This is a genomic window from Edwardsiella sp. A.80236, from assembly GCF_044540725.1.
In the GTDB taxonomy this organism is placed as follows: Bacteria; Pseudomonadota; Gammaproteobacteria; order Enterobacterales; family Enterobacteriaceae; genus Edwardsiella; species Edwardsiella tarda.
This window is the reverse complement of sequence record NZ_JBIUCY010000011.1, coordinates 106,654-131,960: the sequence shown is the minus strand read 5'-3', so window position 1 is coordinate 131,960 and position 25,307 is coordinate 106,654. Positions and strand designations below refer to the sequence as shown.

18 protein-coding genes and 1 other RNA gene are annotated in these 25,307 nt (G+C 59.4%); 9 read left to right on the top strand and 10 right to left on the bottom strand.

The genetic code is table 11. The features are described 5' to 3' along the window. Window positions 1-63 precede the first annotated feature (63 nt). Window positions 64-1,983: a murein transglycosylase gene (gene sltY / locus ACEQFP_RS11105; protein ID WP_370547563.1), complete on the bottom strand. Its 1,920-nt coding sequence runs from the start codon at window positions 1,981-1,983 to the stop codon at window positions 64-66. Window positions 1,984-2,385: 402 nt separating this feature from the next. On the opposite strand from sltY, the gene ettA reads away from it, so the two are divergent. Further along, on the top strand, window positions 2,386-4,053 hold the full coding sequence (gene ettA / locus ACEQFP_RS11100; protein WP_035604712.1) for an energy-dependent translational throttle protein EttA: 1,668 nt from the start codon (window positions 2,386-2,388) through the stop codon (window positions 4,051-4,053). A gap of 57 nt (window positions 4,054-4,110) precedes the next feature. Here the strand turns inward: ettA and radA are convergent, their stop codons facing one another. Beyond that, window positions 4,111-5,496, bottom strand: coding sequence for a DNA repair protein RadA (gene radA / locus ACEQFP_RS11095; protein WP_068871274.1), 1,386 nt, complete (start codon window positions 5,494-5,496; stop codon window positions 4,111-4,113). Window positions 5,497-5,641: 145 nt separating this feature from the next. After that, the gene (serB, locus tag ACEQFP_RS11090) at window positions 5,642-6,619 is read right to left on the bottom strand and encodes a phosphoserine phosphatase (protein WP_005281783.1); all 978 of its coding nucleotides are present in this window, start codon (window positions 6,617-6,619) and stop codon (window positions 5,642-5,644) included. A gap of 107 nt (window positions 6,620-6,726) precedes the next feature. Between serB and ACEQFP_RS11085 the strand changes: the two genes are divergently transcribed. After that, window positions 6,727-7,434, top strand: coding sequence for a YtjB family periplasmic protein (locus ACEQFP_RS11085; RefSeq protein ID WP_370546985.1), 708 nt, complete (start codon window positions 6,727-6,729; stop codon window positions 7,432-7,434). Window positions 7,435-7,477: 43 nt separating this feature from the next. On the opposite strand, the gene rnpB is transcribed toward ACEQFP_RS11085, so the two are convergent. Together rnpB and rsmI are read right to left on the bottom strand one after the other, a co-directional pair. After that, window positions 7,478-7,856, bottom strand: an RNA gene (gene rnpB / locus ACEQFP_RS11080) — RNase P RNA component class A. A 19-nt stretch (window positions 7,857-7,875) separates the two neighbouring features. Then, complete coding sequence (gene rsmI, locus ACEQFP_RS11075; RefSeq protein WP_005281779.1) at window positions 7,876-8,751, bottom strand: 16S rRNA (cytidine(1402)-2'-O)-methyltransferase; 876 nt, start codon at window positions 8,749-8,751, stop codon at window positions 7,876-7,878. A 61-nt stretch (window positions 8,752-8,812) separates the two neighbouring features. Between rsmI and ACEQFP_RS11070 the strand changes: the two genes are divergently transcribed. Genes ACEQFP_RS11070 through dolP form a run of 4 tightly spaced genes read left to right on the top strand, consistent with a single transcriptional unit; the run spans window position 8,813 to window position 12,507 of the window. Next, on the top strand, window positions 8,813-10,924 hold the full coding sequence (locus tag ACEQFP_RS11070) for a penicillin-binding protein activator (protein WP_370546986.1): 2,112 nt from the start codon (window positions 8,813-8,815) through the stop codon (window positions 10,922-10,924). Next, on the top strand, window positions 10,882-11,268 hold the full coding sequence (locus tag ACEQFP_RS11065; RefSeq protein ID WP_005297370.1) for a YraN family protein: 387 nt from the start codon (window positions 10,882-10,884) through the stop codon (window positions 11,266-11,268). The genes ACEQFP_RS11070 and ACEQFP_RS11065 overlap by 43 nt, the downstream gene beginning before the upstream one ends. A gap of 47 nt (window positions 11,269-11,315) precedes the next feature. Next, window positions 11,316-11,906, top strand: coding sequence for a DnaA initiator-associating protein DiaA (gene diaA, locus ACEQFP_RS11060; RefSeq protein WP_005297367.1), 591 nt, complete (start codon window positions 11,316-11,318; stop codon window positions 11,904-11,906). A 10-nt stretch (window positions 11,907-11,916) separates the two neighbouring features. Continuing rightward, window positions 11,917-12,507 carry a division/outer membrane stress-associated lipid-binding lipoprotein gene (gene dolP, locus ACEQFP_RS11055; protein ID WP_005281771.1) on the top strand — a complete coding sequence of 197 codons (591 nt, stop codon included), beginning with the start codon at window positions 11,917-11,919 and terminating at the stop codon, window positions 12,505-12,507. Between the two features lie 41 nt (window positions 12,508-12,548). Here the strand turns inward: dolP and mtgA are convergent, their stop codons facing one another. The 4 genes from mtgA to ACEQFP_RS11035 all read right to left on the bottom strand — a co-directional run bounded on the left by mtgA (window position 12,549) and on the right by ACEQFP_RS11035 (window position 17,636). Continuing rightward, window positions 12,549-13,280 carry a monofunctional biosynthetic peptidoglycan transglycosylase gene (gene mtgA, locus ACEQFP_RS11050; RefSeq protein WP_097364140.1) on the bottom strand — a complete coding sequence of 244 codons (732 nt, stop codon included), beginning with the start codon at window positions 13,278-13,280 and terminating at the stop codon, window positions 12,549-12,551. After that, complete coding sequence (gene elbB, locus ACEQFP_RS11045; RefSeq protein WP_005281768.1) at window positions 13,277-13,930, bottom strand: isoprenoid biosynthesis glyoxalase ElbB; 654 nt, start codon at window positions 13,928-13,930, stop codon at window positions 13,277-13,279. Before elbB ends, mtgA begins: the two co-directional genes overlap by 4 nt. 385 nt (window positions 13,931-14,315) lie before the next feature. After that, window positions 14,316-16,652, bottom strand: coding sequence for an aerobic respiration two-component sensor histidine kinase ArcB (gene arcB / locus ACEQFP_RS11040; RefSeq protein ID WP_005281767.1), 2,337 nt, complete (start codon window positions 16,650-16,652; stop codon window positions 14,316-14,318). 81 nt (window positions 16,653-16,733) lie between these two features. After that, window positions 16,734-17,636, bottom strand: coding sequence for a TIGR01212 family radical SAM protein (locus tag ACEQFP_RS11035; RefSeq protein WP_005297361.1), 903 nt, complete (start codon window positions 17,634-17,636; stop codon window positions 16,734-16,736). A gap of 121 nt (window positions 17,637-17,757) precedes the next feature. On the opposite strand from ACEQFP_RS11035, the gene ACEQFP_RS11030 reads away from it, so the two are divergent. From ACEQFP_RS11030 to ACEQFP_RS11020, 3 genes are all read left to right on the top strand, one after another. Continuing rightward, complete coding sequence (locus ACEQFP_RS11030; RefSeq protein WP_005297360.1) at window positions 17,758-18,018, top strand: hypothetical protein; 261 nt, start codon at window positions 17,758-17,760, stop codon at window positions 18,016-18,018. A 311-nt stretch (window positions 18,019-18,329) separates the two neighbouring features. Continuing rightward, a complete protein-coding gene (gene gltB, locus ACEQFP_RS11025; protein ID WP_005281759.1) occupies window positions 18,330-22,787 on the top strand; it encodes a glutamate synthase large subunit in 4,458 nt (1,485 codons plus the stop codon). Window positions 22,788-22,802: 15 nt separating this feature from the next. Beyond that, complete coding sequence (locus ACEQFP_RS11020) at window positions 22,803-24,221, top strand: FAD-dependent oxidoreductase (RefSeq protein WP_047060463.1); 1,419 nt, start codon at window positions 22,803-22,805, stop codon at window positions 24,219-24,221. 35 nt (window positions 24,222-24,256) lie between these two features. Here ACEQFP_RS11020 and ACEQFP_RS11015 read toward each other — a convergent pair whose 3' ends face one another. After that, on the bottom strand, window positions 24,257-25,240 hold the full coding sequence (locus tag ACEQFP_RS11015; protein WP_047060850.1) for a LysR family transcriptional regulator: 984 nt from the start codon (window positions 25,238-25,240) through the stop codon (window positions 24,257-24,259). Window positions 25,241-25,307: the final 67 nt, after the last annotated feature.

Genomic DNA, 25,307 nt, shown 5'->3' with positions numbered 1-25,307 from the left:
TACAAGCATATCATAGCGCGTCATAGGGATGTAGGGGCGGGCGTCCCCGCCCATACGACTCACTCAGTAGCGCCGCTCCCATTCGCCATCCGTCAAGATCTTATCTGGACGATGCATAAAGTGACGATAGTAGGCATCATAGGCCAGTACATTCTTCACATAGCCACGCGTCTCTGAGAAGGGGATACTCTCAATAAAGGCCACCGCATCTATCCGCCCCGCGCTATTCCCCAACCAGGTATTCACACGAGAAGGCCCGGCATTATAGGCGGCGCTGGCCAGAATACGATTACGTCCCAGACTCTGGAATACATACTCCAGGTAACGCGTGCCCAGATCGATATTCGTCTTAGGGTCAAGCAGCTGGCTACTGTTCTGATAACTACTCACGTTGTACATCTTTGCCGTATGCTGGGCCGTCGCCGGCATCAGCTGCATCAGGCCACTGGCGCCGACCGAGGAGCGCGCCTCGGGATTCCAGGCGCTCTCCTGACGCGCGATGGCCATGGCGTAACTCTGGGTGATCCCCTTATCGTCCGTCGCCGTACGGAAGTCCTGCTGCCAAGCTAATGGGAAGCGCTCCTGAAGATGATCCCACAGTTTGGCGACGATCGTCGCCTGCACGCTGAGATCGGCCCATCCCTGCTCCAACGCATAACGCGCCAACGCCTCCTGCTGCGGGCGCGGCTTACTCGCTACCAAGGCATTCCATTCACTACGCGCGGTGTTGTCCATGTTCCAATACATCAACTCACGGACTCGCGCGATCGCCGGCTCTTGCGCCAACGCGGCATCGGGGCGCTGCGCGCGCGCCACCTGTAACGGATAAGGAATCCCCAGGCGCTGGGCCGCCACCATGGGATAGAAGCCGCGCTGGGTGGTCAAGGCGCGCAGTATCCCCTCTCCCTCACTGCGCTTACCTTGATCGATTAACGTTACCGCATGCCAATAGCGCCACTCGTCCTTATCGCGTACCGAGGCCGGTAAACGCCCCAGCCATTCGCGCACCTGTGCTTTATCACCCGAGCCTAGCGCCATCCGCAGACGGCGCTCCAACAACGCACTATTGTGGCTACGGCGGATCACCGCATCACGCCAACGGCCATCGGCCACACTGGCATCGCTCCCCATCAAACGCCAGGCGATAGTCTCCTCCATGCGTTGCCGTTGAGGGGCCGGAATATGCTGCAAGCGCACCAGTGTCGGTAGCCTATCGCGCGCCGCATCGGCGTCTTGACGCGCCAGCGAGGTAAAGGCGGCCTCCACGACGTCACGACTAAAGTCACTCGGGGACACTGCGCGTGCGAACGCCTCGACTTGGCGAGGATCCGCCTGAAGCGCCGTCAGCGAACGGGTCAGCGTCTGGTAGTTGGCGGGTAACTGTTGCAACAGGTATTTCACCAGCCCGCTATTGCCTTTTTCCAGCGCGAGACGCAGACGCGCCAAAATCGCCTGACTACTCTGCCCGCCCGCCCCTTTCCACGCCTCGAACAGCTTGTCACAGCTAGCGGGTAGCGACTGACCACTCAGCCAGATCGTCTGTGCGCCTTGCCAAGCCTGAGCCGCATGACCCGTCGCATATTGGGCATAATAGTAATTACAACGCGCCGCCACCGGCTGAGGCGGCTGAGGACTGAACGCCAGCAGGGTGATCCAATCCTCCCGGCGCGCCAACTCGTTGACATAACGTGCCGGCAGACTGCGCGCCGGCGGTAGGGTGGGGTATTGCTGCAAGAACAGCTTAATCTGCTGCGCGCTGACCTGAGAGAGACCCTGCGTCAGTACTCGGTAGGCAAGGTAAGGATAGAGCGGATAATCACGCAGTGTCGGCATCAGTTGATCGACCGTCGCCATCTGCTTATTATCCCAGGCCTGCTTAATCTGTTGATAGCGCGCCCGCTGCGCATCGAGTGAGTCTGCCGACGCGGATGCCGCGCCCAACACCAGGCACACGCCGACGCTCCAATAGCGCCAATTGCCCACCATGACCATGTTCTCTTTCCCTTACTGACTCTCGCGCTCCGCACGCGATCCGGATGATAACCGCCCCTACAGGATGTAAGGAGGGAGACCCTGTGAGATTCTATGACAGCGATTGTAGCAAAGCATTCCGTGCATCCTGGTATTCTTGCACTCTTTTACACCCACACTCCGCCGGGGATCCCCCCCATGAGTCCCTCATTTTTACCCCTTACGTCGCCAATCGCGGCGATTTCGAGTAAAACCGCTAGCGATCACAAGGAAAACCACGCGTATCACGCTATACTCGCGCTTTGTATTACACGCTGTCCGCGGGTCGTTGTTATCCGAAGATGAACGGGATACACTCCGCATCCAATAGCGATCCGCAGCGTATCCATTCGATAACAAGAGGCTCAGAGCAACGTGGCTCAATACGTCTATACCATGAACCGCGTCGGCAAAATCGTCCCGCCGAAGCGTCACATCCTGAAAGATATTTCCCTCAGTTTCTTCCCGGGTGCCAAAATCGGCGTGCTGGGGTTGAACGGTGCGGGGAAATCCACCCTGCTGCGCATCATGGCAGGGGTCGACACCGAGATCGAAGGGGAGGCTCGCCCACAACCCGGGATCAAGATCGGCTACCTGCCGCAGGAGCCGAAACTTAATCTGGAGCAGACCGTACGCGAGGCGGTGGAAGAAGCCGTCGGTGAAGTTAAGCGCGCGTTGACCCGTCTGGACGAGGTGTATGCGCTGTATGCCGACCCGGATGCCGATTTCGACAAGCTGGCCAAAGAGCAGGGTGAGCTGGAAGCCATCATTCAATCCCACGACGGTCACAACCTGGACAACCAGTTGGAGCGTGCCGCCGATGCCCTGCGCCTGCCGGCCTGGGATGCCAAGATCGCCAACCTCTCCGGGGGGGAGCGTCGCCGCGTCGCCATCTGCCGTCTGCTGCTAGAAAAGCCCGACATGCTGCTGCTCGACGAACCGACCAACCACCTGGATGCCGAATCCGTCGCCTGGCTGGAACGTTTCCTGCACGACTACGAAGGTACCGTGGTCGCCATCACCCACGACCGTTACTTCCTGGACAATGTCGCCGGCTGGATCCTGGAGCTGGACCGCGGCGAAGGCATTCCGTGGGAGGGGAACTACTCCTCTTGGCTGGAGCAGAAAGATCAGCGTTTGGCGCAGGAAGCCTCCGCCGAAGCCGCTCGTCGTAAATCCATTGAGAAAGAGTTGGAATGGGTGCGTCAGGGCGCCAAGGGGCGTCAGTCTAAGGGCAAGGCCCGTCTGGCGCGCTTCGAGGAGCTGAATAATACCGACTACCAGAAGCGTAACGAAACCAGCGAGCTGTTTATTCCGCCGGGACCGCGTCTGGGCGACAAGGTGCTGGAGGTCAGCAACCTGTCCAAGTCCTACGGCGATCGTCAACTGATCGATAACCTCTCCTTCGCCATACCTAAGGGTGCCATTGTCGGCATCATCGGTCCGAACGGCGCCGGTAAATCGACCCTGTTCCGTATGATCTCCGGGCAAGAGCAACCGGACAGCGGCGACATCACCCTGGGCGAAACTGTGGTGCTGGCCTCTGTCGATCAGTTCCGTGATGCGATGGATGATAAGAAAAGCGTGTGGGAAGAGGTTTCCGGCGGGCAAGACATCATGCGTATCGGTAACTTCGAGATCGCCAGCCGTGCCTATGTCGGCCGCTTTAACTTCAAGGGCACCGATCAGGGTAAACGCGTCGGCGAACTGTCTGGCGGTGAGCGTGGTCGCCTGCACTTGGCCAAGCTGTTGCAAGTCGGCGGCAACATGCTGCTGCTCGACGAACCGACCAACGACCTGGATGTCGAGACTCTACGTGCACTGGAGAACGCCCTGTTAGAGTTCCCGGGCTGCGCGATGGTGATCTCGCATGACCGTTGGTTCCTCGACCGTATCGCCACCCATATCCTCGACTACCAGGATGAGGGGCGTGTTGAGTTCTTCGAAGGTAACTTCTCGGAATACGAAGAGTACAAGAAGCGCACCCAAGGCGCCGAGGCGTTGCAGCCGCACCGCATCAAGTACAAGAAGATCACCAAGTAAGCGGCGGTCTGATCGACAAATGGGCTCCCACGGGAGCCCTTATTTATGGTGCGACTATCAGGCCAAGTCTTGCAGAATATCCAAGGCGTCCGACAGCTTCTTCACCCCGTAGACCGTCATGTTGGGGATGGCCTTTTTCGGCACGTTGGCATGAGGCACGATCGCTCGGCGGAAGCCATGTTTTGCCGCCTCAATGATACGCTCCTGACCGCTCGCCACCGGGCGTACCTCGCCCGCCAGCCCCACCTCCCCAAAGATCACCAGATCCTGTGGCAAGGGCCGATCTCGTAGGCTGGAGACCAGGGACATCAGCAACGCCAGATCGGCGCTGGTCTCCGCCACCTTCACCCCACCGACTACGTTGACGAACACATCCTGATCGGCCATCTGCAGCCCACCGTGACGGTGCAGCACCGCCAGCAGAATCGCCAGCCGGTTCTGCTCCAATCCCACCGCCACCCGGCGCGGGTTAGACATCATCGAGGTATCGACCAGCGCCTGAATCTCCACCAGCAAGGGACGGGTTCCCTCCCAGACCACCATCACCGAGCTACCGGCGGTGATCTCCTCGCCGCGGCTGAGGAAGATGGCCGAGGGATTACTGACCTCACGCAGCCCTTGCTCGGTCATGGCAAACACCCCCAACTCGTTGACCGCACCGAAGCGGTTCTTGTGGCTGCGCAGGGTGCGGAAGCGCGAGTCGGCGTCGCCATCGAGCAGTACCGAACAATCGATACAGTGCTCCAAGACCTTCGGCCCGGCCAACGAGCCATCCTTGGTCACATGGCCAACCATAATGATCGCCACCCCGCGCGTCTTAGCGAAGCGCGTCAGATAGGCCGCCGTTTCACGCACCTGGGCCACACTACCGGGCGACGACTGAATATCGGCCATGTGCATCACCTGGATCGAGTCGATAACCATCAGCTTCGGCTGTTCCTGTTCGGCGATCAGACAAATCTGTTCGATGCTGGTCTCCGACAGCATATTCAGCCCCTCCGTCGGCAAACCGAGACGATGGGCGCGCATCGCCACCTGTTGCAACGACTCCTCGCCGGTGACATATAGAGTCTTCATCTGCTGCGCCAGACGGCACAGGGTCTGCAACAACAGAGTACTCTTACCGGCGCCGGGATTCCCGCCGATCAGAATGGCGCTGCCGGGCACCACACCACCCCCCAGGACGCGATCAAACTCGACGAAACCGGTGGAGAAGCGTGGCAACGCCTCCAGGCTGATCTCCGACAGTTTTTGGACCTTGCTCAGGCCGCCGGCATCGCCGGCATAACCGGAGAGGCGAGCCCCACGCGCCGCCGGTGCCGCCGCTAGCCGCACCTCGCTGATACTGTTCCAAGCTTGGCAGGCCGAGCACTGCCCCTGCCAACGCGGGTAGTCGGCCCCACACTCGTTACAGACAAAAGCTCGTTTTACCGCCTTCGCCACCGCCACTCTCCTTATTACTGTTCACACCACCGTGCCACGTCACGCCCTAGCTGGACACCACACTCGCTTTCCCGGACTCGCCGTGCCAGCACAGAGGCTCAGTGTAGCAAGAAATGGATGAAAATACTGTGAATGCATACAGCGGTTAACGCTCTTCGTGTTTCAGGGTCGCGCTTAACACACACAACACGCCGATCAGATCCGCGTGACGAATGGCCATCGGCGCGCGTTCGTACACACAAGGTTTGGCGTGATAGGCGATACCCAATCCCGCGCGCTGGATCATCTTCAAATCATTCGCGCCATCGCCGATGGCCACCGTCTGCGCCAGAGGAATGCCGAGTTGCTGCGCCAGATCACACAGGGTGTCCTCCTTACATTGCGCATCCACGATACGCCCCTCCAGCCGCCCCGTCAGGCGTCCATGACGCACTTCGAGTCCGTTTGCCACCGCTGCGTGCAGGTTTAAACGCTCACGCAAGTGATCGGCAAAGTAGGTGAAACCGCCCGAGGCGATCGCCACATGCCAGTCGAAGGCTTGCAGTTTACGCACCAGGCTAGTTAGCCCCGGCATCAGTGGCAACCCCTCACGCACGCGTTGCAGGATGGCGGCATCGGCCCCCTCTAACGCCGCGACACGCTGCCGCAGGCTGGCAGCGAAGTCCAACTCACCACGCATCGCACGTTCGGTCACCGCTGCCACCTCGCCCCCCACACCGGCCAGACGCGCGATTTCATCGATACATTCGATGGTGATGGCGGTAGAGTCCATATCCATCACTAACAGGCCCGGTGAACGCAGGTGAGGCAGACGACCGAGCACCGCCACATCGAAGCCCTGCTCCATGGCGATCGCTGCCGCACGTGGCGGCATCGTGCCGGCGAGGCGTACCACCTGATAATCTTCGATACACCATGCCGCCACCACCACCATCGGCGCGGCCAAACGGCGCTGAAAGGCATGCAACGCCGCCTTATCCAGATGACGCCCATATAACAGCCACCCGGTATGCCCGGCACGATAATCTAACGGCATCACCTCATCGCCACTCAGCGACAACGGCAGACCGGGCCAGCGATAGATCTCCGCGGGCAGATCGCAAAAGGTAAGACTATTGGGCATAACCACTCCTCTCAAACACCATCCATGCGTCAAAACCGAGCCTCAAGCTATCCTATCGTTAAGGCTTCTGGCAACATAAAGTCATTACCGGTGTACAGGATCTCTCCATGGTTAAGGCCACACTTCGCTTCCGCCTGCATAGGACAGCTATCGTTCTGATCTGCTTAGCATTATTAGTCATTTTGCTGCAGGGGGCATCCTACTTTAGTCTGAGCCATCAACGGGCAAGGCTCGATCAGGTCGGCGAGTTAGCGCAAACCCTGGCGCAACAGGTCGCCGCCCGCCTGACACCGTTTATGAATGATGACTCGCCGGACAGCAAACGCATCGCGCCGATCCTTGAGGGGCTGACCCGCCATAGCCGTATCCTGGACGCGAGTGTCTACGCCCTAAACGGGACGTTGGTGGCACAAGCCGGGGAGCACATCAAGGTACGTGATCGCTTGGCGTTGGATGGACAACGGGCGGGCAGCTACTTTAATCATCAGATCGTCCAACCGATCGACGGCCACGATGGCCCGCTCGGCTTCTTACGCTTGACGCTGGATACGCACGTACTGGCCACCGAGTCACAGCAGGTCGATAACACCACCAACCTGCTACGGCTGATGATACTGCTGGCGCTGGCCATCGGCATCATCCTGGCGCGCACCCTGTTACAGACACAGCGCAGCCGTTGGCAGCAGTCCTCTTATCTATTGACGGCTAACGTCCCGATCGAGGAACCGCAGACGCAGGATGGCAACGAGACGGGCTCGGTGGAGGAATCGCCGGCGGATGTCCCAAGGCCCCCATCGCCCAGCTCACGCCCCTAAGCGCCCCAAAAAGCAAAACCCCGCCGAAGCGGGGTTTTTAGATGGAGGGAGTTGACCGTTAAGCCGGGTTCTGTCGTGGACAGTCATTCGTCTAGGCCAGCAATCGCTCACTGGCTCAAGCAGCCTACCCGGGTTCAGTACGGGCCGTACCTTATGAACCCCTATTTGGCCTTGCTCCGGGTGGAGTTTACCGTGCCACGGTCTGTTGCCAGCCGCGCGGTGCGCTCTTACCGCACCCTTTCACCCTTACCTGATCCCACTTTGCAGCGGGCCATCGGCGGTTTGCTCTCTGTTGCACTTGTCGTGGGCTCACGCCCCCCAGGCGTTACCTGGCACCCTGCCCTATGGAGCCCGGACTTTCCTCCCCTGCGCCCGTCTCCCCGAAGGGACGACGACACAGCGGCGACTGTCTGGTCAACTCCGGCGCGGATGATAGGCTATTCAGGCGTCGTTGTCACCTGATTGCTGCGCGAGTGCGTATTTATACAACGCATTCTTCTTCACGCCGTGGATCTCGGCCGCCAATGCCGCCGCCTTTTTCAGCGGTAGCTCCGCCTGGAGCAAGGCCAATGTACGCAGCGCCTCGGGGGATAAGGCCTCCTCGTCGGCTTGATAGCCCTCGACGATCAGTACCATCTCCCCCTTACGCCGATTCTCATCCTCGCGCACCCAGGCCAACAGTTGTGCGACCGGCGCACCATGAATATTTTCCCAGGTCTTGGTCAGCTCGCGCGCCAGCACCACATAGCGCGCGCCACCCAGCTCGCTCACCATATCCTCCAGACTCTCCAGCAGACGATGCGTCGACTCATAGAAGATCAGCGTGCGGGGCTCCTGCTGCAGAGCGCGCAGACGATCGCGTCGCGCCTTGCTCTTGGCAGGCAAGAAGCCTTCATAGCAGAAACGATCCGAGGGTACCCCGGCCGCACACAGCGCGGTAGTCGCGGCGCAGGCGCCCGGTAAGGGGACCACGCGAATCCCCGCCTCACGGCAACGGCGAACCAAATGGTAGCCAGGATCGTTGATCAGCGGTGTGCCGGCATCGGATACCAAGGCAATGCTCTGTCCGGCACGCAACTTGTCGATCAACAGATCGGCTTTCTGTTGTTCGTTATGGTCATGCAATGCGAAGAAACGCGCATTGATAGCAAAATGTTGTAACAGCATTCCCGTATGACGGGTATCCTCTGCCGCTATCAAATCGACCGCCTTCAGTGTCGCCAACGCCCGCTGGGTAATGTCCCCAAGGTTACCGATCGGCGTCGGCACCACATACAGCGTCGCTGCAGAAATGGCAGCCTGATCGTTTTGATTCATTGTTTCATCCGGTTTGTCGATTTAATATTGAGCATTCTGAAAAAAATTCACTGGGTACAGTATGCTTTCCTCAATCACTGTCCGCACCAAGTCCGGACGCCTCATCCCGCTGGTTCTGGCCGCCATGTTATTGGCCGCCTGCGCCGGGCGCGAATCCACCACGCCGCCGGCCCCCGTTCAGAGCGAGGCAACCGCATCCGCCGCCTACTATTTGCAGCAGATGCAGCAAAGTAGCGATGATAGCAAGGCTGATTGGCAATTACTTGCCATTCGTGCATTGCTGCGCGAAGGAAAACTGCCCCAGGCGGCCGAACTGTATGGCCAATTACCGCAACAACTGAGCGAGGCGCAACGCCAGGAACAACAACTGGTCGGCGCCGAATTAGCGATCGCCCGCCAGGCGCCGCAACAGGCCAATGCACTGCTCGCCAAGCTGGATGTCAGCCAACTCACCCCGGCGCAGCAACAACGCTACTATCAGGCGCTGATCGCCGCGACATCGGGAAAAACCACGCTGGCGCAACTCCGTGCTTACATCGCGCTGCAACCGTTACTGACGCAAGATGCCCAGCGTAAGGCCAACATCGACGCGACTTGGGCGGCGCTCAGTGGGCTTAGCCAGGCCGATCTCAACGGCATGGTGATCAATGCCAACGAGGATGTCCTACGCGGCTGGCTGGATCTACTGCGTCTATACCAAGATAACCGCCAAGATCCGGCGCTGCTTAAAGCGGCGATTAAGGACTGGCAGACGCGTTACCCCAACAACCCGGCGGCGGCGTTGCTGCCCTCCGCCCTGGATAACATTCTGCACCTACAAGCGGCCTCCACCGCGAACATCGCCTTGCTATTGCCCCTGAATGGTCAGGCGAAGGCCTTCTCCGATGCCATCGAGGCTGGCTTCAACGCGGCAAAGAATGGCGCCTTCAGCCAAAGTGTAGCGGCCACACCAGTTAGCGGCGCGACGGCAGCATCCGGCGCCGTCTCGGCCACACCGGCGGCGGCGGCGGCGGCGGCGACAGGCAGTATGCCAGCACCCGCGGACGTCAACGCCGCTGGTGCCGTCAGCCCTAGCGCACAGAGCGGCACAACCGATACGCCTAGCGCGGCAGCGGCGCCTGGCGACGCCAGCGTAGCGGCAGCGCAACCGCAACTGGACGCGGCAGGCGATCCCGTCGCCCCTAGCGTCAGCCCCGGCAACCCCGACGCCCATATCCAAGTGTATGACACCAGCACGACCCCATTGCCGGCGCTATTGGCTCAGGCACAGCAAGGCGGCGCCAGCCTGGTGGTCGGTCCGCTGTTAAAGAACAACGTCGAGCAACTCGCCAGCCTCTCTACACCCCTGAATATTCTGGCGCTCAATCAGCCGGAGCAGGTCAAGAATCAGCCCAATATCTGTTACTTCGCGCTATCACCCGAAGATGAAGCACGCGATGCCGCACGCCACATCTGGGACCAGGGTAAACGCACGCCGTTACTGCTGATCCCACGCACTCCGCTGGGGGATCGCGTCGCGAAGGCATTCGCCAGTGAGTGGCAATCCCTCGGAGGCGGAACGGTATTGCAACAGACCTTTGGCTCCAGTGCCGAATTGCGTAGTACCATCAACGGCGGTACGGGTATCCGTCTGACCGGGCAACCGGTCATGGTCGCTCCCGCCCAGTCCGCCTCGGTCACCATCGCAGGCCTAACCATCCCGGCACCGGCGCAACCGCCTGCCGCGAGTGGTGGCAATGTGGACGCGGTTTACATCATCGCCACCCCGGCCGAGCTGACGCTAATCAAGCCGATGATCGACCTGGCTAATGGGACCCATAACGGCATCGGGCTATATGCCAGCTCACGCAGCTATCAGGCTGGGGCCGGTCCCGACTACCGCCTAGAGATGGAAGGCATACAGTTCAGCGATATTCCGTTGCTGGCCGGTAGCGATCCCGCCATCCTGCAACAGGCCCCGGCTCAGTACCGCAACGACTATTCGCTGATGCGCCTATACGCCATGGGGGCCGACGCATGGACGCTGGCGAACCACTTTACCCAGATGCGTCAGATCCCCGGCTTCCAAGTCAAGGGCGCGACCGGGATGCTAAGCGCCAACTCGGACTGCGTCATCCAGCGGAAACTGCCATGGCTACAGTACCAACAGGGCAGCATCGTCCCGGTACAGTAAGCACGTCGCAGATCGGCGCGCACCATGAGCGGCATGCGCGCCGCTATCTGGAGCGCGCCGGGCTGCGTTTTCACGCCGCGAATGTGCGCCTACCTGGCGGTGAGATCGATCTGATCATGCGCGATGGCGCGACTTGGGTGTTCGTTGAGGTACGTTACCGCCGCTCTGACCGTTACGGTAGTGCCGCGGCTAGCGTCGATAGAGGCAAGCAACGACGCCTATTACGCGCCGCCGCCCATTGGCTGGCGGCACACAATCAGAGCCTAGAAACGGCAGACTGCCGTTTTGACGTTTTGGCAATCACCGGCGGGCAGTTACAATGGCTGCCCAATGCATTTGTCTGAAGCGCATACTCGCTTTTCAGGCTTTTCTGAATCAATGGATACTTACCGTGCTGGAAAGAATCAAAGGCTGTTTTACTGAAAGCATTCAAACTCAAATTGCCGCCGCCGAGGCCTTGCCTGATGCCATCTCCCGCGCGGCAATGACCTTGGTGCAGTCGCTACTCAACGGTAATAAAATTCTGTGCTGCGGTAACGGAGCCTCGGGGGCCAACGCTCAACATTTCGCCGCCACGCTGATCAACCGTTTTGAAACCGAGCGCCCTAGCCTGCCGGCGATCGCACTTAATGCGGATAGCGTGGTCTTAACCGCGATAGGCAATGATCGCCTCCACGATGAGATCTATGCCAAACAGGTGCGTGCCCTCGGGCATGCCGGTGACGTCCTGTTGGCCATCTCCACCCGTGGCAACAGCCGTGATATCGTGAAGGCCGTCGAGGCGGCGGTGACGCGCGATATGACCATCGTGGCATTGACCGGCTATGATGGCGGCGAGTTGGCTGGGCTGCTGGGGCAGCAGGATGTGGAGATCCGCATTCCCTCCCATCGCAGCACCCGCATTCAAGAGATGCACATGCTGACCGTCAATTGCCTGTGCGATTTAATCGATAACACCCTGTTCCCCCATCAGGCTGACTGAAGGAGTCGTCATGACGATGCGTTTTCCCCTAACCCGATGTTTCCCCCTGTTGCTGGTTCTCAGCGCGTTGCTCTTGCAAGGCTGTGTTGCCGCCGTGATCGGCAGTGCCACTATGGCAACGCAGGCCGCCAGCGATCCGCGTAGCGTGGGTACACAAGTCGACGATGGTACGCTCGAGGCGCGTATCTCCAATGCCCTGAGCAAAGATGCACAGCTGAAGAAAGAGGCGCGTGTGGTGGTCACCGCCTATCAAGGCCAGGTCCTGCTGACCGGGCAGGCACCGAGCCAAGAACTGATCAACCGCGCCAAGCAGATTGCCATGGGCGTCGAAGGCACCAAAGCGGTCTACAATGAGATTCGACGCGGGAATCCCGTCAGTCTGGGGACCGCCTCGGCCGATGCCTGGATCACCACCAAGGTGCGTTCTCAACTGCTCGCCAGCGATCAGGTGAAGTCGACCAACGTGAAGGTCACCACCGAAAATGGCGAGGTCTTCCTGTTAGGTCTGGTCACCCCGAAAGAAGGGCAAGCGGCGGCACAGCTCGCCAGCCGCGTCAGCGGTGTGAAACACGTCACTACCGCCTTTACGCTGTTGAAGTAACCCTCCCCGCTACGCCCCGCCAACGCGGGGCGTAGCAAGCGCTACAGATCATTACGCCGCAGGAAGCTCTCTCCCCCCAATTGACGCATTTGCCGCAGGATCCAGCGTTGACGCTGCCAGACATAACCCGAGGGAGCCTGGACATGAAAACGGTGCGGATTGGGGAGTACCGCCGCCAACAACGCGGCCTCGCTAGCCGTCAAGCGGCTGGCAGGCTTATGAAAGTAATGCTGGGCTGCCGCCTCCACCCCAAAGATACCCGGACCGAACTCGACGATATTCAGGTAGACGGTCAATATACGACGCTTACTCCACAGCAACTCCTCACCTAACGTGAGGCCTGCTTCCAACCCCTTACGTAACCAGCTACGGCCATCCCACAACAGCAGATTTTTTACCGTTTGTTGAGAGAGCGTCGAGGCGCCGCGCAATGGCCGACGCCCTTCATCGGCACGATCCAATACCCGCTCGATGGCGCCCAGATCGAATCCCCAGTGTTGAGGAAATTTCTGATCTTCGGCGGCGATCACCGCCAAGGCCATCTCCGGCGAGATCGCCGAAAGCGGCCGCCAACGCTGATGAGCGACATAACTAAAATCCCCCTCCAGCCAGGCGCCGATCTGACGTTGTATCATCACCGCCGAATAAGGCACCGGTAGAATGGCGAACAACAATAGGGCGGTGAGCCACATCCCGATCAACGCAACACACGCGCGCCCGCACCAGCGCCGCACACCTCGCCCAACGCGGCGCAGCGTCGCGGTTTCCCTCATCGAGTCATTTCCAGCACCTGTGCCACCAGCTTGTCGATCCCTTGCGCCGCCTCGGCAATCGAGCCAGCCAACATATAGGCCGGAGTGGTCACCACGCGTTGTGCCGTATCCACCACGATCTCATCCACCGGGCAGGCAACATGCTGCCCCCCCATGGCCTCGATGGCGGCGATGGTTCCCGCATCGTTGCCAATAGTCACTCGCACTGGCGCCCCCAGCAACTTGGGTAATAGCGCCGGCGCGATACAGATAAAGCCTAGCGGTTTACCGGCTTGATGCAGCTCCCTGACCAAGCGTTGCAGATCACTATCCACCCAGCACGCCGCCCCATCGCTTGCCAGGCTACTCAAGTTCTTCGCGGCACCGAAGCCCCCCGGAACGATCAAGGCATCCAGTTGGCTGGCATCCCCTTGTGCCAAGGGGGTCACCTCACCCCGAGCGATACGCGCCGCTTCGGCCAACATATTGCGCCGCTCTGCAACCGCCTCCCCACTCCGATGATCGATCACCTGCGTCTGTTCCCGATCCGGCGCCAAACATACCGCCTGTGCGCCGGCGCGAGACAACGCCAGCAACGTTAATACCGCTTCATGGATCTCGCTGCCATCGAACACACCACAGCCACTGAGTACTACGCCAACTCGTTTCATCGCTTCTCCTCACTCACCGGTTACGTGCGTTCATCGCGTTAGCGCCCGGCTCACAGAACGCCACCGTTAGCATTAACGCTGATGAACTATTCGATTTTATTTACCTTTTTAGCCCCAAGTGACGTCATCGTTCTCACTAGTAACTAATTCTAAGTAAGTCAACATATTGACGGTTTGTATTGGTAAAAAACAAAATGCATCACACATTTAAATGAATAAACTAACATTCATCATCAACTTGTTGGTATGTTGACAATGTTGTGCGTCGAACCGAATCACTCTAGTTACGCAAACCTTTTCTTGATAATTTCTCTCATCAACTATGCGTAGCTAGCCATTTTCCCTGGTGTTGGCGCAGTCGTTGCGCACCCCGACTCCGTCGGGGTCATTTTTTTGTCGCCTGAGCGACCCAGTCACGTAGCACGTCTACATCGTGGCGCCACTCCTGCTTCAGCTCCTCGATCCACTCCTGCACGTTATCCCACCAGGCAGGCAAGGTCGGCGTCTGGATCTGTTGTGCCAGTTGTTGCAGATGGCGTAATCCCACCGATCCGGCGGCCCCCTTGATCTTGTGCCCCTCTTCGGTGATCCCCTTCTGATCGCGCGCGGTCATATTGGATTCCAACACCGAGAGATAACCCGGCATCATCTTCTCGAAAACCGCCAGACTCTGATCGATCAGTTGCGGCCCAACCAGATCGAGATACTGCTGCAACATTTCGGTGTCCAACAATTCACCGGAGTCGTGCGCTGTGACGCCCGCCGCCGTGGATTTTGCCTCAGGCTCGCTATCCCAGAAGCGGCGGATCACCGCCGTCAACGCCGGAACAGCCAGCGGCTTACTCAGCACATCATCCATACCGGCATCCAGATATTCTTTTTTATCTTTCAATACATTGGCTGTCAGTGCCACCAGCGGTGGTAACGCGGCCTTACCGTAGCGTTGGCACAGGGTACGGGCGATATCCAGGCCGGTCATATCCGGTAGCTGGATATCCAACAGCACCAGATCGTACTCCTGCGGATCGAACATGGAGAGCGCCTCGGCACCGCTCATCGCGACCTCCACGCTATTCCCCATCTTCTCCAACACCGAGCGCGCTACGATGACGTTCAACTCGATGTCTTCGACGAGCAGAATATGCAACGCCGGCAGCGGCATCTCCTCATCGTCCTGCGGCTCACTGAGTGCCTCCGCGACCAATGGCGCCCGGATACTCAGGGTAAAGCAAGCGCCTTCGCCCGCCACGCTGCTGACGACAATATCGCCCCCCATCGCCTGGGCCAGACGCTTGGAGACGGCCAGACCGATACCGGTCCCCGTGGCCGGCTTGCCGCCGTTGCGATCCTTCACCTGGTAATACATAGCGAAGATCTTATCTTGCTCATCGCGTGGGATCCCGATACCGGTATCGCGCACCTCGAAGAACAACTTATCCGATGGCTCACGCCAGACGCGCACGCTGACCCCCCCCTGCTGCGTAAACTTGACCGCGTTACCGATCAGATTCCAGAGGATCTGACGCAAACGGGTGCCATCCGCCATGATCTTATGCGGCAGACCCGCCTCCGGCGTCAGCGTAAAATTCAATCCCTTCGGTTGCACCAGTAGGCCAGAGAGATTCTCCAGATCCGTCAGGAAACCGGTGAAGTCGATCTCTTGATTGTCCAACTGAACCTTGCGGCGCTCAAGCTTATCCATCTCTATGATATCGTTAAAAATATTACCAAGAGTGATGGCGCTGACATGGATGGTTTTCAGGTATTTGAGTTGCTCATCATTCAACTCAGTATCCAACAGGATACGGCTGAGACCGACGATGCCGTTCAGCGGGGTACGTAATTCATGGCTGATGGTTGAAATGAACGTCGTTTTATCGCGGCTCGCGTTCTCTAATGCATCTTGGTAGCGTTTACGTTCGGTGATATCGCGCCCGAAGCCCATCAGGCCATGACGCTTACCGACGCGATCGTAGAATGGCACCTTACGTAGCTCGAAGCAGGCCTTGCGCCCATCGGGATAGACCAGCCACTGTTCATAAGTCAGCGAGACATTGTGGCGAAATACCTTCTCATCCGTCTCGATCACCTTCTGAGCGATATCCTCATCGTACACATCGCGCGGCGTCAGGCCGATCAGCTGCTTCTCGCTCTTGCCAGTTAACAGCTCCATGGCGCGGTTGCAGCCGGAAAACTCACCGTTCTCGTTGCGGTAGTACACCAGGTCTGGGGAGGAGTCGAGGAAGGAGCGCAACAGCGCGGACTGTTGCTCGAGTTCGACCTGGGCCAGTTCACGCTGATCGATCTCATGCTGGAGGGTGTCCAGCACCTGCAAACGAGCCTCCTCGGCCTTGACGCGATCGGCGATCTCTTGATTGAGCTGGGTAATGTTGTCCTTAAGCTGCTGATTCAGCTGCAAGTCACGGTGGCGCATCTCTTCGAGCTTATTGACCAACTTGCTCAGACGCTGGCGCGACTCTTCCAATTGCTCCACCACCACCGAGAGGAAATACACGGCCCACGGGGTGATCAACAATCCGAAGAATACCGAACGTACCACGTCGATACTGTCCACCTGGCCGCGCAACAACATGGTCACGGCCAGCTGCACCACCATCGCCAACAGCACTAACGCTAAAGCCAACAGGATGGAGAAGCGCACCAGCCCGAGTTTTACCATTAAATCAACGTAATACTGGGCTAATACCCGAATTTGTTTCATCTTGCACTCCCCGGCAGTTTTCACGGTTTAATCATACCGTAAAACCGGCGCTAAGGGGTTGGGCGCAATCGGGTTAGCGCGTTAGCACGCCGAGGCTTGACCGCCATGACACAGCAGATAATCGTTGATGGCCACCATGCCCGTCCAACGGTTCTCACACCATTGCGGCGCCAACAGCGTCGGACGGCGCGCGCTGGCGGAAATACGGTGATAGATCACCTCTGGCGGCGTGTGGCGGATCATCTCGCCAGCCGTGTGTACATACTGATCCAGCGTCAATGCTGGCAGACGCCCGGCCTGCCAGGCCTTGGCCATCACGCTACCGCTGACAATATGCAACGGATGCAACTTGATCCCTTCAACACCGGTCTCGACCACCCGTTGTAGCGTCGCCAGACAATCCGTATGGCTCTCTCCGGGTAAGCCGACGATCAGATGGCTACAAACCTTCAGTCCGCGTGCGCGTGCGGCGCGCGTGGTGCGTTGGTAGCAGGCAAAATCATGCCCACGGTTGATGCGGTGTAGGGTGCGATCGTGGGCACTCTGCAATCCCAACTCCAACCAGACCTCATACCCCTGATCACGGTACTCCGCCAATAGGTCGAGTACACTTTCCGGCACACAGTCGGGACGCGTTCCCACGCACAACCCCACCATATCCGCCTGCTGGAGCGCCTCTTGATACATCTGACGCAGTATACAAACCTCGGCATAGGTACTGGTATAGGCCTGAAAATAGGCGAGATAACGCCGGGCGCGATTCACTTTACGCGCCTGTGCCGCCAGTTGCTCGGCAATGCTGCGCTGCTGCATCTGCTCATCGGCAAAGGAGGCGACGTTGCAAAAGGTGCAGCCCCCACGACCGAGCGTACCGTCACGATTGGGGCAACTGAAGCCACCGTGCAAGGTCAGTTTATGGATTTTTTCTCCGTAGCGGCGCTGCAAGTCGGCACCGAACATATTCACTAATTGCTGCAACTGCATAATCGACTACACGCCCCATCTCACCCGCTGGCAAAGCGGACTAGTATACGCTGCACCACGGCGTTCCGCGCCCCCCACCTGCCGATGTCGCGTACCGCCCGAGAGAGCGATGAGTACGGCGATGAAAAAAATGACTGCATATTCAATGCCAAAAACGTTAACTCTCGGCCAAAAAACAGTCATGGCGGTAGAATATTTCATCAAACCAAAAACAAAATTAATCATCGCCATTGCATTAATTTTTGAAATTTTACTCCACTCAATCAACATTCAGCAGCATAGCATGACCTCATTGGTGGGATTTCATAGTGAGCAACGTTTAACGATTAGTGGGGTAAGCACACAGAGCGCGCCTGACGCGCCAACCTTATTTTTATTTTAAAATCAATGTGATGATTCAAAAAACGCCACATTAAACTGTGATATACCCCACATTTGACCTGAGAAATCTTTCCCGATAAGTTGAAAAGCCGCCGGAAATAAAATCAATAACCATCCGTGCGGCACAACATCACATCACAGTCATCCGGTTATTTATGTCCCCCGCGTAACGAGCGACAGCTTGCTTGTGAATACTGATGCAAGCGGCTGCCCGGCGGGCGGATCTCCCGCGCAAGCGTACGGGGGCTCTGCCCGTCACAGGTTGCCGCGCTCAGCGGCGGGGTACGCAGAGCTTGGGGAGGTTCACTGAATATGTTGTACGATGCATCCCACGAAAGGGATAACTGCGGCTTCGGCCTGATTGCCCATATCGAAGGCGAACCGAGCCATAAGGTCGTGCGGACCGCCATCCACGCCCTAGCCCGCATGCAACACCGCGGCGCTATCTTGGCCGACGGAAAAACCGGTGATGGTTGCGGGCTATTATTGCAGAAACCTGATCGCTTCCTACGCATGGTCGCGGAAGAGCGTGGCTGGCGTCTGGCGAAAAACTATGCTGTCGGCATGTTGTTCCTCAGCCGTGACGCCGAACAGGCACGCGACGCACAGCGCATCGTCGAAGAGGAGTTACAGAACGAAACCCTCTCCATCGTCGGTTGGCGTGAAGTCCCGGTCAATCAAGAGGTGCTCGGCGAGATCGCCCTCTCCTCGATGCCACGTATCGAGCAAATCTTTATCAACGCGCCAGCCGGATGGCGACCGCGCGATCTGGAGCGCCGCCTGTTTATCGCTCGGCGGCGCATCGAAAAACGTATCCACGATCCCGACTTTTATGTTTGTAGCCTCTCCAACCTGGTGACCATCTACAAGGGATTGTGCATGCCGGCCGATCTGCCGCGCTTCTACCGTGATCTGGCTGATCTGCGCATGGAATCGGCCATCTGCCTGTTCCACCAACGCTTCTCGACCAATACCGTACCACGTTGGCCGCTGGCGCAGCCGTTCCGTTATCTGGCCCATAATGGTGAGATCAATACCATCACCGGTAACCGTCAATGGGCACGGGCACGAACCTATAAATTCAAGACGCCACTGATCCCTGATTTGCACGATGCGGCCCCCTTCGTCAACGAAAGCGGCTCCGATTCCAGCTCATTGGACAACATGCTAGAGCTGCTACTCAGCGGGGGGATGGACATCGTGCGCGCCATGCGTCTACTGGTGCCACCGGCCTGGCAGAACAACCCGGATATGGATCCCGATCTGCGCGCCTTCTTCGATTTTAACTCGATGCACATGGAGCCTTGGGATGGTCCGGCGGGCATCGTGATGTCCGACGGGCGCTTCGCCGCCTGTAACCTGGATCGCAATGGCCTGCGCCCGGCGCGCTATGTGATCACCAAAGATAAGCTGATCACCTGCGCCTCGGAGGTCGGGATCTGGGAGTACCAACCCGATGAAGTGGTCGAAAAAGGGCGCGTCGGCCCCGGCGAACTGATGGTGATCGACACGCGTTCCGGCCACATCTTCCATTCGCAGGAGACCGACGACGATCTGAAGAGCCGCCACCCCTACCGCGAGTGGATGGAGAAGAACGTACGCCGCCTGATCCCCTTCGAGGATCTGCCTGACGATCAGGTCGGCAGTCGCACCCTGGATGACCGCACGCTGCTTAGCTACCAGAAACAGTTTGCCTACAGCCGCGAAGAGATCGAGCAGATCGTGCAGGTTCTGGGGGAGAATGGCCAAGAAGCCACCGGTTCGATGGGTGACGACACGCCATTCGCCGTGCTCTCCAGCCGACCACGCCTGATCTATGACTATTTCCGCCAACAATTCGCGCAGGTGACCAACCCCCCGATCGATCCGCTGCGTGAGGCGCACGTCATGTCGCTCTCCACCAGCATCGGGCGCGAAATGAACGTCTTCTGCGAGGCGGAAGGCCAGGCGCACCGCTTAAACTTCAAGTCGCCAGTGCTGCTCTACTCCGACTTCGTTCAGTTGACCGGACAAGACGAGGAGTACTACCGCGCCGAGACGCTAGACATTACCTTCGACCCGCAACAGCGCGATCTACGCCAAGCCATCGCCGAACTGTGCGAGGAGGCCGAGCGCCGGGTACGCCAGGGCGCCGTCATGCTGGTGCTCTCCGATCGCGCCATCGGCATACAGCGCCTGCCGATCCCCGCCCCGATGGCCGTCGGTGCCGTACAGCAGCGCCTGGTGGAGCAGAACCTGCGTTGCGACGCCAACATCATCGTCGAAACGGCCAGCGCTCGCGACCCGCACCATTTCGCCGTGTTGCTCGGCTTCGGCGCCACCGCCATTTATCCCTATCTGGCCTATGAAACGCTGGCCAAACTGGTGGATAGCGGGGCTATCACCCGCAGCTACCGCCAGGTGATGCTGAATTACCGTAATGGGATCAACAAGGGGCTGTACAAGATCATGTCCAAAATGGGCATCTCGACGGTGGCCTCTTACCGCTGTTCCAAGCTGTTCGAGGCCGTCGGGCTGCACGCCGAGATCTGTGCGCTCTGTTTCCCCGGCGTCGTCAGCCGTATCGGCGGTGCCGATTTCAGCGACTTCCAACAAGACCTACACAACTTGGCGCGCCGTGCCTGGCTAGCTCGCCAGCCCTTGGAACAGGGCGGCCTGTTGAAGTATGTGCATGGCGGCGAATATCACGCCTATAACCCGGATGTGGTGCGTGCCCTACAACAGGCGGTGAACAGCGGTGAATACCAGGACTATCAGCGTTATGCAGAGCTGGTCAATCACCGCCCGGTGGCCACGCTGCGCGATCTGCTGGCACTGCGCCCCGCCGCGCAACCGCTCGATCTGGCGCAGGTCGAAGCGGAGCAGGGCCTCTTCCAACGATTTGACACCGCCGCCATGTCCATCGGTGCCCTGAGCCCCGAAGCGCATGAGGCGTTGGCCCAGGCGATGAACAGTCTCGGCGGCTTCTCTAACTCCGGCGAGGGCGGCGAAGATCCGGCGCGCTACCGCACCGATAAGGTCTCTCGCATCAAGCAGGTTGCCTCTGGACGCTTCGGCGTTACCCCAGCCTACCTGGTCAATGCCGACGTGATCCAGATTAAGGTGGCACAAGGCGCCAAGCCAGGTGAAGGCGGTCAGTTGCCCGGCGATAAGGTTACCCCTTATATCGCCAAGCTGCGCTACTCGGTGCCCGGCGTCACACTGATCTCCCCCCCTCCTCATCACGACATCTACTCGATCGAGGATCTGGCGCAGCTGATCTTCGATCTCAAGCAGGTCAACCCGCGTGCCCTGATCTCCGTCAAGCTGGTTTCCGAACCGGGCGTCGGCACCATCGCCACTGGGGTCGCCAAGGCTTATGCCGATCTGATCACCATCGCCGGCTACGATGGCGGCACCGGCGCCAGCCCGCTCTCCTCGGTGAAGCATGCCGGCTGTCCCTGGGAACTGGGCCTGGTGGAGACCCAACAGGCACTGGTTGCCAACGGCTTACGCCATAAGATCCGCCTCCAGGTCGATGGGGGCCTGAAGAGCGGCGTCGACATCGTCAAGGCGGCGATCCTCGGTGCAGAAAGCTTCGGCTTCGGCACCGGGCCGATGGTCGCCCTAGGCTGTAAGTATCTCCGCATCTGCCACCTGAATAACTGTGCGACTGGGGTCGCGACTCAGGATGAGAAGTTACGTCGCGACCATTTCCATGGCCTACCGTTGCGCGTCAGCCATTACTTCCACTTTATTGCCCGTGAGACCCGAGAGCTGATGGCGCAACTCGGCGTCCGCCGCCTGGTGGACCTCATCGGGCGTACCGATCTACTGACGACACTCGACGGCATCACCGCCAAGCAGAGTCGCCTGGATCTGGCACCACTGCTGGAGACGGCCACACCGCATCCAGGCAAGGCACTGTACTGCACCGAGGGTAATCCCCCCTTCGACGCGGGCCAGCTCAATCAGAGCCTGCTCTCCCAGCTAGAGGAGAATATCGCCAACCGCCAGGGACGCACCCTGTTCTGCGACATCCATAATACCGACCGTTCGGTAGGCGCCTCGCTCTCCGGCGCCATCGCCGAGCGTTACGGGGAACAGGGCATGGCCAGCGCACCGCTGAAGCTGCAATTTAACGGGACCGCCGGCCAGAGTTTTGGCGTATGGAACGCCGCCGGCGTCGAGCTGACGCTGACGGGGGACGCTAACGACTACGTCGGCAAGGGAATGGCGGGCGGACGGATCGTCGTCCGGCCACCGGTCGGATCCGCCTTCCGCAGCCATGAGGCCAGTATCATCGGTAACACCTGCCTGTACGGCGCCACCGGCGGGAAGCTGTTCGCCGCCGGACGAGCCGGCGAGCGTTTCGCCGTGCGTAACTCCGGCGCCCTCACGGTTGTCGAGGGGATCGGGGATAACGGCTGCGAATATATGACCGGGGGCATCGTCTGTATCCTAGGACGCACCGGCATCAACTTCGGTGCCGGGATGACGGGCGGCTTCGCCTACGTCCTCGACGAAGATGGCGAATTCCGTAAACGCGTCAACGCAGAGTTGGTCGAGGTATTGGGCATGGCCGATCTGGCGATCCACGAGGAGCATCTGCGCGGAATGATCACCGAGCATGTCCGGCTGACCGGCTCAGGACGCGGCGAGGCGATTCTGGCCGACTGGCCACACTGGGCTGCGCGTTTCGTCCTGGTCAAACCCAAGTCCAGTGACGTGAAAGCGTTGCTGGGACACCGTAGTCGCTCCGCAGCCGAGCTGCGTGTTCAGGCCCAATAAGGAGGCGGAGAAACCATGAGTCAGAATGTTTACCAGTTTATTGACCTACAACGCATCGATCCGCCGAAAAAGCTTTTAAAACAGCGGCAGGGTGAGTTTGTCGAGATCTATGAGCCCTTCTCCGACAGCCAGGCGCAGGCGCAGGCCGACCGTTGTCTCGCCTGCGGCAACCCCTACTGTGAGTGGCGTTGTCCGCTGCACAACTACATCCCCAACTGGCTGAAGCTGGCCAACGAGGGGCGCATCCACGAGGCGGCCGCGCTGGCGCATCAAACCAATAGCCTACCCGAGGTATGTGGCCGCGTCTGCCCACAAGATCGCCTGTGTGAAGGCGCCTGTACCCTGAACGACGAGTTCGGCGCCGTCACCATAGGCAGTATCGAGCGCTATATTACCGACAAGGCTCTGGCCGAAGGCTGGCAACCCGATCTCGGCGACGTCCAGCCCAGTGGCAAACGAGTGGCGATCATCGGTGCGGGGCCTGCCGGACTCGCCTGTGCCGATGTGCTGGCCCGCAGTGGCGTCCAAGCCGATGTCTTTGACCGCCACCCGGAGATCGGCGGCCTACTGACCTTCGGTATCCCAGCCTTTAAACTAGAGAAGCAGGTGATGATACGCCGGCGCGAAATCTTCAGCGCCATGGGTATCCGCTTCCATCTGAATTGCGAGATCGGGCGTGATGTGGCGCTGGAACAGCTGCTGCAGGAGTATGACGCCGTATTTCTCGGCGTCGGCACCTACCGCGCGCTGCCCGGAGGATTGGCCAATGAACAGGCGCCGGGCGTACTCGCCGCCCTCCCCTACCTGATCGCCAACACCCGCCATCTTATGGGGTATCCGGAAGAGGCTCAGACCCCTTATATTTCGATGCAGGCCAAGCGCGTGGTAGTGCTCGGCGGCGGCGATACCGCCATGGATTGCGTGCGTAGCGCCCTACGCCAAGGCGCCACACAGGTGACCTGTGCCTACCGTCGTGACGAGGCGAACATGCCGGGCTCACGCCGTGAGGTGAAGAATGCGCGCGAGGAGGGAGCCGAGTTCCGTTTCAACCTCCAGCCGCTGGCCATCGAAACCAACGCCGCCGGGCGAGTCTGTGGCGTGCGCATGGCGCAGACCGAACTGGCTGAAGCCGATGCTACGGGACGGCGCGCGATACGCATTATCCCCGGTTCGGAGATCACGCTGGCGGCCGACGCGGTACTCTTAGCATTCGGCTTTCGCCCGCACGATCTCCCTTGGCTAGAGGCTCACGATGTGGCCCGCGATCCTCAGGGACGGATCCTCGCCAGTGCACAGGGGGACTACCCCTACCAGACCAGCCATCCGCAGATCTTCGCCGGTGGCGATGCGGTACGTGGCTCTGACCTGGTGGTGACGGCGATCGCCGAAGGGCGCCAAGCCGCACAGGGTATTCTCGCCTATCTCGGGTGTTAATCCTCCCCGCAGAGGGCGGCTAAACCGCCGCCCTCTCATCCCGGCTCGCTACATACCGTCGCCTGTTGGCACGCCATACTCTCGCCCGCCGCCTGCTCCTCACCGGCGAAACGCAAAAACAGATCACGTAACCATTCGATCGCCGGATCGTGATGCACCCGGTGATGCCAGATCAGACGGGTGTAGAAGGGGCTGGCCGCGCTGGGATAAGGTAGGATCGTCAATTCCGCCATCCCGGCAAAGTAGCGGGCGGTCTGTAACGGCAGCGCCAGGACAAAGTCGGTCTGCGTCAGGATCATCGGCGCCGCCAGAAAGTAAGGCACCGACATGGCAACATCGTACTCCGCCTGCGGACCGGTCAAAGGATGGCCCACCGCCGCCCCCGGCGCGCCGTCATGCAGACTGATCTGCAGGCGGCGATAGGCATTGATCTGCGCCAGCGTTGGCGCTTCTCCACGCCGTAACTGACGCGCTAGCGGATGTTCACGGCGTACCAGGCAGACGATCTCCGTCCGAAAGAGATTCACTTCATGAAAGTCGGCAGGTAGCTCGATCAACGGATAGATGGCCAGATCCATACGGCCGAATTTCAGGCTGGAGAAGAGATCATCACCGATCGGCAAGATGGCGATCCGTGCCTGAGGTGCCTGCTGAAACAACGCCTTCACCACGCGCGAGAAGATCATCCAGACGCCGTTATCTACCGCGCCAAGCGATAGGGTGCGTTGCAACGCCTGCGGGTCAAACTGATAGGGCGTCGTCAGATGATCGAGCGCTTGCAACGCACAGGTCACCCGCGGCATCAGCTCGTATGCCCGGGCGGTCGCCTGCATGCCATACCCCCCTTTGACAAACAGGGCATCCTGAAAGATGGTACGCAACTTGGTCAATGCGCGACTGGCCGCCGCCTGACTCATCCCCATGCGCGTCGCCGCCTGTGATAGCGAGCCGGTTTCCACCAACGCACGAAATAAAGCGAGCAATTCACTGTCCACCGCGACATTATTCAATTTACGCATGATCATTATCCGGAAATAAGCATTTATCTCCCTCTACAGATAACCTACTATCTTTATAAAAGAAATC